Raw genomic sequence first — 12,647 nt, forward strand, 5'->3', positions numbered from 1 at the left:
GGGACCGCGGCCACCGGCCGGGGGCCGTCCCCCCCGGCCGGATTCCTTCGATCAGGCCTGCGCGGTGATCCGCGCGAGGCGCTGGGCCTCTTCCCGGGTGGAAACCGCGATGGCGTCCTCGTCGGCGAAGAGGAGACGGTTGTTCTCGACGATCTGCTTGCCGTTGACCAGGGAGAGGGTCACCGGGGCAGCCGCACCGAAGACCAGCGCGGTGACCGGGTCGGCGATCGAGGAGTGCAGGAAGGTGTTCAGGTTCCACATCACCAGGTCGGCGCACTTGCCGACCTCCAGCGAACCGATGTTGTCGGCGCGGCCGAGGACCTGCGCACCGCCGTAGGTGCCCAGGCGAAGGGCCTGGCGGGCGTTGAGCGCGGCCTCGCGGTGCACCGGGTTCAGACGGTTGATCAGCAGCGCGTTGCGCAGCTCGGTGTGCAGCTCACCGGACTCGTTGGAGGCGGTGCCGTCCACGCCGAGGCCTACGGGCACGCCGGCGGCCAGCATGTCCGGGACGCGGGCGATGCCGGCGGCCAGTCGGGCGTTGGAGGACGGGCAGTGCGCGACACCGGTCTTGGTGCGGGCGAACGCGGCGATGTCGGAGTCGTTCATGTGGACGCTGTGCGCCATCCACACGTCCTCGCCGAGCCAGCCGGTGGACTCGAAGTAGTCGGTGGGACCCATGCCGAACAGTTCCTTGCAGAACTGCTCTTCCTCGACGGTCTCGCTGCCGTGGGTGTGCATGCGCACACCGAGGCGGCGGGCCAGCTCGGCGCCCTGCTTCAGCAGCTCGGTGGAGACCGAGAAGGGGGAGCAGGGGGCGACGGCGACCTGGGTCATCGCGTCGAAGGAGGCGTCGTGGTGCTTCTTGACGGTGGCCTCGGTGTCGGCGAGCGCGCCTTCGAGGGTCTCGACGGCGTGGTCCGGCGGCAGGCCGCCGTCCTTCTCGCTGCGGTCCATGGAACCGCGCGCGAGGGTGAACCGTACGCCCATCTCGGACGCGGCGCGGATGATTGCGCCGGAGAGGTCGCCGGAGCCCTTGGGGTAGACGTAGTGGTGGTCCATCGCGGTGGTGACACCGCCGCGGGCCATCGCGGCGAGGGAGCCCTGGGCCGCCGTGTACGCCATCTGCTCGTCGATGCGCGCCCAGGTCGGGTACAGGGCGACGAGCCAGTTGAAGAGGTTGTGGTCGGTGGCCAGGCCACGCGTGATCCACTGGTAGAAGTGGTGGTGGGTGTTGACCAGACCGGGGGTCACGAGGTGCCCGGTGCCGTCGATGCGGCGGACCACGTTCTCGAGGTTCTCGGGGGCCTTGCCCGCACCGATGGACTCGATCTTGTTGCCGGCGACAACGATGTGGCCCGAGGCGTACTCGGTGTCGTTGGCGTCGACGGTCGCGATGGCGCAGTTCTCGATGACGATGCGCTCGACTGCGCTGTCAGGGGCTGCCGATGCTGCCATGGGACTTCCTCGTGCTTTCAGTGGCGGTACGGGCACGGCAAGGCCCAGGGAATTTGAGTGCCGGAGCCGGGGGCCTTGACAGCTGACAGTACTGCCGCCCCGTATGGTGCGCCGGGTGCCGAATCAGGAAGCAAAAGTGTGTTGCGCCGCGCCCCGGGGCCACTGCGGAGCCCCGGGACGCTCTTCGCACGGGGATCAGAGGTTGGTCATGTCCACCGGGATGCGCGCGTCGGCGCCGTCCCGCAGGATCGTGGCCTCGATCAGACCGTAGGGACGGTCGGCGGCGAAGTACACCTCGTTGTCGTTCTTGAGGCCGAAGGGCTCCAGGTCGACCAGGAAGTGGTGCTTGTTCGGGAGCGAGAAGCGGACCTCGTCGATCTCCGAGCGGTGGTTGATGATGCGCGAACCCATCTGGTACAGGGTCTGCTGCAGCGACAGCGAGTAGGTCTCCGCGAAGGCCTCGAGCATGTGCTTGCGGGTGGCCTCGTAGGACTTCTCCCAGTTGGGCATCCGCTGCTCGTCGTCGGTCCAGTTGAACCGCCAGCGGCCCGACACCTGGGTGGCCAGGATGCGGTCGTACGCCTCCTGCAGGGTCGTGTACTTGTCCTTCACATAGCCCCAGAACTCCGAGTTGGTGGAGTTCATGACGACCAGGTCCTTGAGGCCGGAGATGACCTCCCAGTTCTGGCCGTCGTAGGTGATCTGGGTGACGCGGGTCTCCTGGCCCTTGCGGACGAAGGAGTGCTTGACCTCGTCGGAGCCGATGAACTTGGAGTTGGCGTCCGAGGTGGCGATCCGCTCCCAGGAGTACTCCTCGATACGGATGCGCGCCCGGTGGATCGGCTCCTGGCTGTTCACGAACCAGCGCGCCAGGTGGATGCCGAACTGCTCGGCGGACTCGATGCCGTACTCCTTGGCGAACGCGTACACCGTGTTCTTCGTGGTGTCCGTCGGCAGGACGTTGGCGTTCGAGCCGGAGTAGTGGACGTCGTCCATGTCGCCGGAGAGGGCGACCGAGACGTTCAGATCCTTGATGTGGTGGGTGTCGCCGTCCCGCGTGATCTTGACGACGCGGTTCTCTGCTTTGCCGTACTGGTTCTGGCCGAGAATCGTGGGCATGTCTGCTAGCTCCCTCGGTAAACGGAGTAGCCGAACGGGTTGAGCAGCAGCGGTACGTGGTAGTGCTCGCCCGGGGTGACCGCGAACGTGATGGTCACCTCGGGGAAGAACGCGCCGCTGTCCCTTACGCGGGGGGCGTCCTGCTGCGCCTCGGCTTGCTTCACTGTGTTGATTTGACGCGTGAAGTACGCCTCGGTCTCGAAGTCGAGACGTACGTGGGTGGTGCCCTCCGGCAGCGCCGGCAGGTCCTTGCAACGCCCGTCCGCATCGGTGGCGGAACCGCCGAGCTTCGCCCACTCCGCGTCGGATCCGCTACGGGCCGACAGGGTGATGGCGACGCCCTCGGCGGGCTTGCCGATGCTGGTGTCCAGGATGTGCGTGGACACCGAGGCCGTGGTCTGCGTGCTCATGTGCTGTGCTCACTCTCCTTCTACGAGGCGGGTCAGACGGATCCGGTTGATCTTGACGAGCTCTCCGCGGGCGATCTCCCGCTCGACCTCGGCAGTGTTCTCGATCCGGACCTTGACCGCGTCCCGCATCTGCTCTCCGGTCGCACCGGTGGCGCAGATCAGGAAGACATGGCCGAACTTCTCCTGGTAGGCCAGGTTCAGTTCCAGCAGTTCGGTCTTGAGCTCCTCGGAGGCACCGGCCATGCCGCGCTGCTCGCGGGCAGAGGTCGGGTCACCCGGCTTCGGCCGGCCGATCGGCGGGTGGCCCGCCATCGCCTCTTCCAGGTCCGCGACGGTGAGCTCGGCCATGGCGGCGTCGCTCGCGGCGAACAGGGTTTCGGCGCTGGAGAACGGGCGCTGGGCGAGCAGTTTGCCGCCCCATGCCGCGCTGGCGCACACCTCGTGCAGCTCGGCCGTGGCCGCGCTGTCGTCCAGGGTGTTGAACCGGGTCAGACCCGGTGTCGGACTCGAAGTCACGGGAAGCCTCCGTGGCCATGTTGCTTTGACGGGCTGCGCATAGCTAACGCCCTCGACAACACGGCGTCAACACTTTGTTGAAACTTCCCGTACACAAAAGCCGCCGCCCGGTTGAATCGGGCGGCGGCTCGTCACCATGGGTGAAACCGTCTTCACTACCGGCTGTTCTTGTTGGGGTTTTCCCTGTTCAGGTAGTTGTAGACGGTGAAGCGGCTTACGCCCAGGGCGCCGGCCACCGTTTCGACGCCATGGCGCACGGAGAAGGCGCCGCGCGCCTCCAGTATGCGCACCACGTCCTGCTTGGACTTGCGGTCCAGCTGCGAGAGCGGCATCCCGTGCCGGCGCTCCAGGGCCGCCAGGATGTGGTCCAGCGAGTCGGACAGCTGCGGCAGGCGTACGGCGAGCAGGTCGCGGCCCTCCCAGGCCAGCACGACGTCGTCGGGCTGGGCCAGGGCGGGGTCCAGCAGCTCCCCGCCCATCGCGTCGACCAGCGGCTTGACCGCGGCGACGAACGGGTGGTCGCGGGGCTCGGTCATCGGAGGTCCTCCGGGATCACATTGACCTGCAGCGAGACCCGGGTGGCACCGGCTGCCAGCGCATCGCGCAGCAGCGCGGTCACCGCGCCGAGCAGCTCGCCGGCCTCCCCTTCGGCAGTGTTGCCGAACGGGCCGACGTCCACCGCGTCCAGTTGCGCCTTCTGGATGACCTCGCGAGCGGCCACGGCATGGGCGGGGGCCTCTTCGAGGTCGAAGGGCTCGGTCGTGAATTCCACTCTCAATCGCACCTCGTCAAGCTACCCCGCGGTCACGATTTTCCGGGAGTCCGTACTTGACAAGTGCGGCGCCCGCCTTGCAGTCTTCCATCAAGCAGAAACTAACTTCCGCAATACGGAAGGAGCGCACACCCCTCATGGGATACACGGACCAGCGCTTCGATGTGAACCTTTCGATCCTCTTCACGGAACTCCCGCTTCTGGAGCGTCCCGCGGCTGCCGCCGCGGCAGGCTTCACCGCGGTCGAGCTGTGGTGGCCCTGGATCGAGACCCCCACTCCCGCCCAGGCGGAGCTCGACGCCCTCAAGAAGGCCCTTGAGGACGCCGGCACCCAGCTGGTGGGCCTGAACTTCTACGCCGGTCAGCTCCCCGGCCCGGACCGCGGTGCGGTCTCGGTGCCCGGTGAGGAGTCCGACCGCTTCCGCGCCAACATCGACGTCGCGGCGGACTTCGCCGCCTCGGTCGGCTGCAAGGCGCTGAACGCCCTCTACGGCAACCGCGTCGAGGGTGTGGACCCGGCCGTCCAGGACGAGCTCGCCCTGGAGAACCTGGTTCTCGCGGCCCGCGCCGCGGACCGGGTCGGTGCGATCCTGCTGATCGAGACGCTGAACAAGCCGGAATCGCCGCTCTACCCGCTGGTGAGCGCCCCCTCGGCGATCGAGGTCGTCGACAAGGTCAACGCCGCCACCGGGCTCGGCAACGCCAAGTTCCTCCTCGACATCTACCACCTGTCGATGAACGGCGAGAACGTCAGCGAGGTCATCGCGGAGTACGCCGCCAAGACCGGCCACGTCCAGATCGCCGACAACCCGGGCCGTGGCGCGCCGGGCACCGGCGAGCTCCCCCTGGAGCAGCTGCTCGACGAGCTCAAGAAGGCCGGTTACGACGGCTGGGTCGGCCTGGAGTACAAGGCCGCCGACGCCGCCGCGTCCTTCGAGTGGCTCCCGGCCGAGGCCCGCGCGGCCCGCTGACTTCCTCCCCTGTACCACCAGTTTTGAGAGGCACCCTCACCATGAGCAATCTCCCCAAGGTCGCATGGATCGGTCTCGGCATCATGGGCTCCCCCATGTCCGAGAACCTGATCAAGGCCGGCTACTCGGTCACCGGCTTCACCCTGGAGCAGGACAAGCTGGACCGCCTGGCCGCCGCCGGCGGCACCGCGGCCGGCTCGATCGCCGAGGCCGTCAAGGACGCCGACGTGATCATCACGATGGTGCCCGCCTCCCCGCACGTCGAGGCCATCTCCTACGGCCCCGAGGGCATCCTGGAGAACGCCAAGCAGGGCGCGCTGATCGTCGACATGTCGTCGATCACCCCGCAGACCTCGGTCGACCTGGCCAAGAACGCCAAGGAGAAGGGCATCCGCGTCATCGACGCCCCGGTGTCCGGCGGCGAGGCCGGCGCCATCGAGGCCGTCCTGTCGATCATGGTGGGTGGCGAGCAGGCCGACTTCGACGCGGCCCTCCCGATCCTCGAGGCGCTGGGCAAGACCATCGTCCTCTGCGGCCCGCACGGCTCCGGCCAGACGGTCAAGGCCGCCAACCAGCTCATCGTCGCGGTCAACATCCAGGCCTGCGCCGAGGCCGTCGTCTTCCTCGAGAAGTCCGGCGTGAACCTCCAGGCCGCCCTGGACGTCCTCAACGGCGGTCTGGCCGGCTCCACGGTCCTGACCCGCAAGAAGGACAACTTCCTGAACCGCGACTTCAAGCCCGGTTTCCGGATCGACCTGCACCACAAGGACATGGGCATCGTCACCGACGCCGCCCGCAATGTCGGTGCGGCCCTGCCGGTCGGCGCGGTCGTCGCCCAGCTGGTCGCCTCGCTGCGCGCCCAGGGTGACGGCGGCCTGGACCACTCAGCCCTGCTGCGCGCCGTCGAGCGCCTCTCCGGCGCCCAGCTCTGATCCGAGCCCCCTCCCCCTCTCTCCGCGAGGGACCTGAGTTTCCGGACGGTGCCGGTGCTGACACCTGTCCTGTCGCGCCCAAGCGCCGGCACTGTCCGGATCACCTCTCCTTCAGCTTTCTTCAACAAACTGTTGACGTCACGTTCGAGCCGAAATTAGGCTCATCCGCATGACGGAAGACGTTTTCCGTCAGCAGGCACCCGTACGGAAGGTCACCATGTCGAAGCGCGTGCTTACGACCGAGTCAGGCGCTCCGGTCGCCGACAACCAGAACTCCGCCACCGCCGGCGTCGGTGGCCCGCTTCTGATCCAGGACCAGCAGCTCCTGGAGAAGCTGGCCCGCTTCAACCGCGAGCGCATCCCGGAGCGTGTCGTGCACGCCCGCGGCTCCGCCGCGTACGGCTACTTCGAGGTGACCGACGACGTCACCGCCTACACCTCGGCGAAGTTCCTGAACGAGGTCGGCAAGAAGACCGAGACCTTCCTGCGCTTCTCCACCGTCGCCGACTCCCTCGGCGGTGCGGACGCGGTGCGTGACCCCCGCGGTTTCGCGCTGAAGTTCTACACCGAGGACGGCAACTACGACCTCGTCGGCAACAACACCCCGGTGTTCTTCATCAAGGACCCGATCAAATTCCCCGACTTCATCCACTCCCAGAAGCGCGACCCCTTCACGGGCAAGCAGGAGGCGGACAACGTCTGGGACTTCTGGGCGCACGCCCCCGAGGCGACGCACCAGATCACCTGGCTGATGGGTGACCGCGGTATCCCGGCGTCGTACCGCCACATGAACGGCTACGGCTCCCACACGTACCAGTGGACCAACGCCCAGGGCGAGGCCTTCTTCGTCAAGTACCACTTCAAGACGAACCAGGGCATCCGCTGCCTGTCGGGCGAGCAGGCCGCCGAGCTCGTCGGCAAGGACGCGAACTCGCACCAGACCGACCTGCTCCAGGCCATCGAGCGCGGCGTGAACCCGAGCTGGACCCTCTACGTCCAGATCATGCCGGCCGCCGAGGCCGCGGACTACCGCTTCAACCCGTTCGACCTCACCAAGGTGTGGCCGCACAGCGACTACCCGCTGCAGCGCGTGGGCCGCCTGGTCCTCGACCGCAACCCGGAGAATGTCTTCGCCGAGGTCGAGCAGTCCGCCTTCTCCCCGAACAACTTCGTCCCGGGCATCACCGCCTCGCCGGACAAGATGCTCCAGGGCCGCCTGTTCGCCTACGCGGACGCCCAGCGCTACCGTCTCGGCGTGAACCACACCCTGCTGCCGGTCAACGCCCCCAAGGCGACCACCGCGCAGAACTACGGCCGCGACGGCGCCATGGCGCTGCGCAACGGCTCGCGCCACGACAAGAACTACGAGCCCAACTCGCACCAGGGTCCGGCCGAGACCGGCCTGGCGCTCGGCGCCCCGAAGGCCGTCACCGGCTACACGGGCACCCACGAGGCTCCGGCCCACACCAAGGACGACGACTTCTTCCAGGCCGGCGAGCTGTTCCGGCTGATGTCCGAGGACGAGAAGCAGCGTCTGGTGGCGAACATCGCCGGCGGCCTGTCCCAGGTCTCCCGCGAGGACGTCATCGAGAAGAACCTGGCTCACTTCCACGCCGCCGATGCCGACTACGGCAAGCGCGTCGAGGCTGCCGTCCGCGCCCTGCGCGACGAGCAGTAAGAGCCGCAAGAACGCGCCGGGGGTCTGACGGGAGGTCAGACCCCGGGTGCCAGCCCGCTGCCGCGGACCCGGATGAGGGGTGGTTCACGGCAGAGGGCAGGACGAGGACCGCGGTGGTGTCGAGCCAGTGCGGTGGTAAAGGCCCAGCGGCCCGTCTCTTGACCTGAGGGAGACGAAGCCAAGGTGTCCTGTCGCCACCACCGCGGTCCCAGCCACTCCGACCTCTTCTTGACGCCGTCCTCGCACCGCTCCGCGGGCATCGGCCGGCTGCGCCGGACTCCGTCCGCCGGAGTCACTGCAGCACCACACACCCCGCCCGGCGGGAGCGAACGTCCTGTCGCGCCAGCCTCGCCCCGTCGGGCGGCAAACCTCCCCACCAAACCAGAGCGCCGAGTCACGGACGGTCCCATGACTCGGCGCTTTGCCGTGCCCGCCGTCAGGCGCGCAGGCCCAGCGAGTGCAGCAGCGCGGCGAGTTCGACGCGGAAGAGCTTGTCGGGGTCGTGGGTCTGGCCGCGCAGATGGCCGTAGACCTCGAGCGAGACCATGCCGTGCAAGCGCCCCCACAGCCGCAGGGCGAGGGCCAGGCCCGCCGCGGTGAGCTCCGGTACGGCAGGTTGCTGGGTGCATCAGGGCCCTCAGTATTCGAGGCGGGACTGGGACGGACTGCCGGAGACGGTCCTCCGGCGGTCCCGCTGCAGTCGCGGCGGCTATGCGCCCCAGTCCTGAAGGGATGTCACTCGCTTGCAGCGCCTCGGCTGCGTTCCCGGACGGCTCTCTCCGTCCACCCGAATCGCATACCGGCCTTGTGTAGAGTCGCAAGCTGTCGCCGGACCCTGCGGTTCGTGGACGATGCCCCTCGCGTATGGCCGGCCAGGACGGCAAGCAACAGCTCCCGACCGTCCACGGTCCTCACCATGACTGCCTCGGTTGCCATCAGGCCGTTGCCGCCAAGCGGCTGCGCTTCAATAGCGGCCACTTCGGCCCATCGGACCCTCTTCCACTTGAAGATCCCCCAGTACCGGATCCCTCTGGCGTCCACGCTGACCCGTGCGATCGGAGCGACGAGGGTGATCCACCCTCCCATTCCCAAGGTAACGACAACGGTGAACTCGCTACCCCGAAAGTCCGGGAGCGTCGAGAGGCCGACCAACAGAACAACGAGGCCGACTGCCCATATCACCCACTTCCATGGCCCTGGCGACAGCTTCGTCACAAGCCCCCCTCATATCCTCGCTCGTGCGTTCGAGCTTGACTGCGATTTCCGTTGTGCGCGCGGACGGGGACCGTTAGTCCGTGGGGTACTCCCGCCAGATTCCCACTATGGACGGGACCGAAGTCGTAACGGTATAGAACGGATGATAGGCGTGGGCCCCTTGGTAGGCGGAACGCTGGTAGAAGGCTGGCACCCTGGCCGGTTCGACCCACCTGGACAGGTTGCCGAACTTGGCGTACCGCAGAGCAGAGCCTGTACCGAAGGTGGCCCCAGTGAATATCGCATCGTGGGTGTTGGCCTGCCACGTCTTCTGCCAGCCACCGTCTTCGGCGGCCCGCTGTTCGGCACGGACACCGAACGCCGCGGCTTGCATGGCACCACAGGCAACCCATCCCACTGCCGGCACGAAGCACCCGATGGTCGCACCCACTGATGAGATAACTCCGCGGTGCTTCTTGGCCCATTTCGCAGCTCTCTTCCAAGCTGGCGCCTTGTCCGACGGGGCTTCCGCGCGCGCTGGCGCCCTGCAGGCGAGATTGATGCGCTCGAGTTCGCACTTCTGCGGCGGAGCCGGAGGCGGAGCCACCGGCGGCAAGGACCAGGGCTGCTGGGGCAGCGGGGTCGGCGGTGCTGGGGGCTTCGGGCCGCAGTTGTTCAGGGAGCAGTTGTAGTTACTGTTGGGGTTGTAGCCGGAGCTGGGGCTGCTTCCGCCGTCCGATCCCCCACCGTCTCCGCTGCTGTTGTCCGCGGGGATGAAGGGACGCCCGTTCGGCATGCTCCCCGGGCAGGCAAGGTCGAAAGCCGGGCCACATGCGAGTTTGAGGCCAGTGGGATCGGAGTACGTAACCGGGTTGTTGACGCTGTAGCTGTAGGCGTTGAGCTCTTGATTGTTGTCCGGGACGAGAACGGGGTCGACGGACAGGAAGGTGCTGGTGCGGGGGTCATATTCGCGGGCACCCACGTGAACCAGGCCGGTGGCATTGTCCTCGGTGCCACCGACGAAGCCGCGTTCGCCGGGCCAGGCGGCCGGCTTGGGGCTGCGGTCGCCGCCGAAGGGCTTGGTGGATCGCCGCTGGACCTGCAGGGTCGCGGCGTCGACGGCTGTAGTGCCCGTGTTGTGGTGGTCCGCGGCGACGTAGGCGAGCTTGCCGTCGGAGGTGCGGACGATGGTCGTGCCACCGGGGGTCGCGTAGTAGCGGGTGCCGGTGACCGCGTTGGTGCTGGTGGTGAGGGTGAGTTCGGTGGAGCCGAGGTAGAGGGTCGTCTTTCCCGGGTCCTTACGGAGCAGGCGGTTGCCGTCCGCATCGTAGAGATAGGTGGAGGTTCCGGAGACGCTGGTGGCCGAGGCGAGTTTGCCTTCGGGGGTCCAGGTCAGCGTCCGGGGGGTGCCGTCGGCGTCGGGCCGGGTCAGGGTGTTGCCAGTGGCATCGTAGGTGAAGGCGCCGGTGGTGGCGGGGTTGGTACCGGTCTTCCAGGTGGTGGAGGTCACCGCGTGCGGACGGGCCGTGCCCGGCGCCGAGAAGGTGTTGGTCGTCGTGGTGGTTTTGCTCTCGTCGCCTGCCGGGTCGCGGTCGGTAAGGGAGGTCCGGTTGCCGATGACGTCGTAGGTGAAGGACTGGCGGTACGGTGCCGGGCCGCCGATCTTGCCCGGCTGTGGTGTCGTGTTGGTGCAGCCGCCGATTCCCGGAACGGAGGGACCAGGCTGGGTGGTTGTGGTCCCGGTGTCGGTCCACGCCTGGGTGAGCCGCCGGAGGTGGTCGTAGGTGAAGCACTGGGTATCGCGTGCGGCGCCCTCGACACGGCTGATGGAGGTGATGTCGCCGGCAGGCGCGTAGGTGTAGGAGGTGTCGTCGACCGAGGTGGTCGAAAGGTCGCCGCAACCGGTCAGCCGTGCGGCTCCGAGTACGCCGGAGACTGGACCCGGGTCAAGCAGATCTCCGCAGTCGGGGACGCCCTCCCCGAGCAAGGCTCCGATCCTCGCAACGACCTGATCACTGTGGAAAGCGACGGCACCAACCGGTCCCAGCTCGTCCTCTTCCAGGGCGCCGGGCCGACCGGAGGTCTGCGCGAGCCGATCGTGCTCGTCCTCAGCCCCTCCGGCTGGGAGAACCTGACCCTCATCGCACCCGGCGACGCCACCGGCGACGGCCTTCCCGACCTCTGGGCCCGCGACAACACCGCCGGCACCGTCTACCAGTACGCCAACCAGGCCGGGAACCCCGCGGCTCTCGGAGACCACAGCAAGCGCACCACGATCGCCCAGGGCTTGAAGGCGTCCACCCACCCTCTGATCAGTTCCTCCGGCGACACCAGTGCCGATGGCCTCCCCGATCTGTGGGCACGTGACTCCCGACACCGGCTCGTGACCCTGAACGGCAAGGCGACCAGCGGTAAGGTCACTGGCTTCGGCCCGGCCATGGTCATGGGCGACTCCCGGATCTCCGCCTCCCACTGGAAGCTCAGCGAGGGCACCGGCACCACCGCTGTCGATCTGCGAGGCCGCTCCAACGCCACCCTGAGCAGCGGAGCGAACTGGGCCGACGACACCGTGGCCGGAACAGCGACCAAGGTCCTCCAGCTCGACGGCATCAGCGGAACCGCTACGACGACCGCAGCCGCCGTCGACACCACCCGCAGCTTCACCATCTCCACCTGGGCCAAGCCCGACACCCTCGGCGGAGTCGTCGCAAGCCAGGACGGAACCCGCGCCAGCGGATTCCTGTTGTGGGCCGACCAGGGCGACGGCACCTGGCGGTTCGGCATGGCCCAGAAGGACAGTGACGGCTGGAACTACGACCAGACGACCATGCGCAACGACGCCGCCAAGGTCCAGACCGGTGTATGGACGCAGCTCACCGCCACGTACCACGAGCCGACCGGCCAGATCGCCCTCTACGTCAACGGCACGCTCGCCGGGACCGGCCACCATGCCAAGGCCAACACCTGGAAAGCCACTGGCTCGCTCGTCCTCGGCCGGTACAAGTACGACGGCAAGCCCGACGTCCACTTCGACGGCCGAATCAGCAACCTGGCCGTCTACCACCACTCCACCGTGCCGACCGCCTGGGCCACCAAACTGGTCTCCGGTATCAACCCCGGCAAGTGCGCGGACAACAACGCCGGCAGTACTGCTGACGGCAACCGGATTCAGATCTGGGACTGCAACGACGCGAATGGAGGCACCTCCCAGAAGTTCGACATCGGCGATACCGGCGAGCTCCGCACCTCGGGTAAATGCGTCGACGCTGCCAACGCCGGCACCGCGAACGGCACCCTCGTCCAGCTCTGGACCTGCAACGGCACAGGCGCCCAGCAGTGGCTGCCCACCGCACAGGGCGGCTTCTACCACCCGGCCTCCAACCGGTGCCTCGATCTACCTCAAGGCCGCATCATGAACGGAACCCAGCTCCAGCTCCGGGACTGCAACCACACCAGCCCCCAGCGCTGGACGATCCCTGGTCTGGCCTCCCCCCTCAGCACCGCAGACTGACAACCCAGGCAAGGCTGCAGGCCCGTCTCCGCCGGCTACCGGCGAAGACGGGCCTCCTCCTGTGCGCAGGCCGACCAAGGGAAGCAGCT

At 67.8% G+C, this 12,647-nt stretch carries 13 protein-coding genes; 4 read left to right on the forward strand and 9 right to left on the reverse strand.

The features are described 5' to 3' along the window. Positions 1-51 precede the first annotated feature (51 nt). The 6 genes from ABT123_RS12795 to ABT123_RS12820 all read right to left on the reverse strand — a co-directional run bounded on the left by ABT123_RS12795 (position 52) and on the right by ABT123_RS12820 (position 4,284). A complete protein-coding gene (locus ABT123_RS12795) occupies positions 52-1,455 on the reverse strand; it encodes an 8-oxoguanine deaminase (RefSeq protein WP_351312646.1) in 1,404 nt (467 codons plus the stop codon). A 195-nt stretch (positions 1,456-1,650) separates the two neighbouring features. Then, positions 1,651-2,574, reverse strand: coding sequence for a factor-independent urate hydroxylase (pucL, locus tag ABT123_RS12800; RefSeq protein ID WP_351312648.1), 924 nt, complete (start codon positions 2,572-2,574; stop codon positions 1,651-1,653). 5 nt (positions 2,575-2,579) lie between these two features. Continuing rightward, positions 2,580-2,984: a hydroxyisourate hydrolase gene (gene uraH, locus ABT123_RS12805; RefSeq protein ID WP_351312650.1), complete on the reverse strand. Its 405-nt coding sequence runs from the start codon at positions 2,982-2,984 to the stop codon at positions 2,580-2,582. Between the two features lie 9 nt (positions 2,985-2,993). After that, the gene (gene uraD, locus ABT123_RS12810; protein WP_351312652.1) at positions 2,994-3,500 is read right to left on the reverse strand and encodes a 2-oxo-4-hydroxy-4-carboxy-5-ureidoimidazoline decarboxylase; all 507 of its coding nucleotides are present in this window, start codon (positions 3,498-3,500) and stop codon (positions 2,994-2,996) included. A 155-nt stretch (positions 3,501-3,655) separates the two neighbouring features. Next, positions 3,656-4,036, reverse strand: coding sequence for a helix-turn-helix domain-containing protein (locus tag ABT123_RS12815; protein ID WP_351312653.1), 381 nt, complete (start codon positions 4,034-4,036; stop codon positions 3,656-3,658). Further along, entirely contained in the window at positions 4,033-4,284 is a 252-nt protein-coding gene (locus ABT123_RS12820; RefSeq protein WP_351312655.1) for a hypothetical protein, read from the reverse strand. The genes ABT123_RS12815 and ABT123_RS12820 overlap by 4 nt, the downstream gene beginning before the upstream one ends. Positions 4,285-4,409: 125 nt before the next feature. On the opposite strand from ABT123_RS12820, the gene ABT123_RS12825 reads away from it, so the two are divergent. The 3 genes from ABT123_RS12825 (at position 4,410) to ABT123_RS12835 (ending at position 7,853) form a co-directional block, all read left to right on the forward strand. Continuing rightward, on the forward strand, positions 4,410-5,243 hold the full coding sequence (locus tag ABT123_RS12825; RefSeq protein ID WP_351312657.1) for a TIM barrel protein: 834 nt from the start codon (positions 4,410-4,412) through the stop codon (positions 5,241-5,243). A 41-nt stretch (positions 5,244-5,284) separates the two neighbouring features. Then, positions 5,285-6,175 (forward strand): 2-hydroxy-3-oxopropionate reductase, encoded by an 891-nt coding sequence (locus ABT123_RS12830; protein WP_351312658.1) that lies wholly within the window; start codon positions 5,285-5,287, stop codon positions 6,173-6,175. A 217-nt stretch (positions 6,176-6,392) separates the two neighbouring features. Further along, the gene (locus ABT123_RS12835) at positions 6,393-7,853 is read left to right on the forward strand and encodes a catalase (protein WP_351312793.1); all 1,461 of its coding nucleotides are present in this window, start codon (positions 6,393-6,395) and stop codon (positions 7,851-7,853) included. A gap of 436 nt (positions 7,854-8,289) precedes the next feature. On the opposite strand, the gene ABT123_RS12840 is transcribed toward ABT123_RS12835, so the two are convergent. The 3 genes from ABT123_RS12840 to ABT123_RS12850 form a co-directional block, all read right to left on the reverse strand. Further along, complete coding sequence (locus tag ABT123_RS12840; RefSeq protein WP_351312795.1) at positions 8,290-8,439, reverse strand: TetR-like C-terminal domain-containing protein; 150 nt, start codon at positions 8,437-8,439, stop codon at positions 8,290-8,292. A gap of 149 nt (positions 8,440-8,588) precedes the next feature. Beyond that, a complete protein-coding gene (locus ABT123_RS12845) occupies positions 8,589-9,068 on the reverse strand; it encodes a hypothetical protein (RefSeq protein ID WP_351312660.1) in 480 nt (159 codons plus the stop codon). 73 nt (positions 9,069-9,141) lie between these two features. After that, a complete protein-coding gene (locus ABT123_RS12850; RefSeq protein WP_351312661.1) occupies positions 9,142-11,034 on the reverse strand; it encodes an RHS repeat-associated core domain-containing protein in 1,893 nt (630 codons plus the stop codon). Between the two features lie 30 nt (positions 11,035-11,064). Here ABT123_RS12850 and ABT123_RS12855 point away from each other — a divergent pair, with 30 nt between their 5' ends. Further along, positions 11,065-12,558 (forward strand): ricin-type beta-trefoil lectin domain protein, encoded by a 1,494-nt coding sequence (locus ABT123_RS12855; protein WP_351312663.1) that lies wholly within the window; start codon positions 11,065-11,067, stop codon positions 12,556-12,558. The last annotated feature ends 89 nt before the right edge of the window (positions 12,559-12,647 follow it).

This window comes from Streptomyces sp. NPDC002054 (assembly GCF_040296685.1).
Classification (GTDB): Bacteria; Actinomycetota; Actinomycetes; order Streptomycetales; family Streptomycetaceae; genus Streptomyces.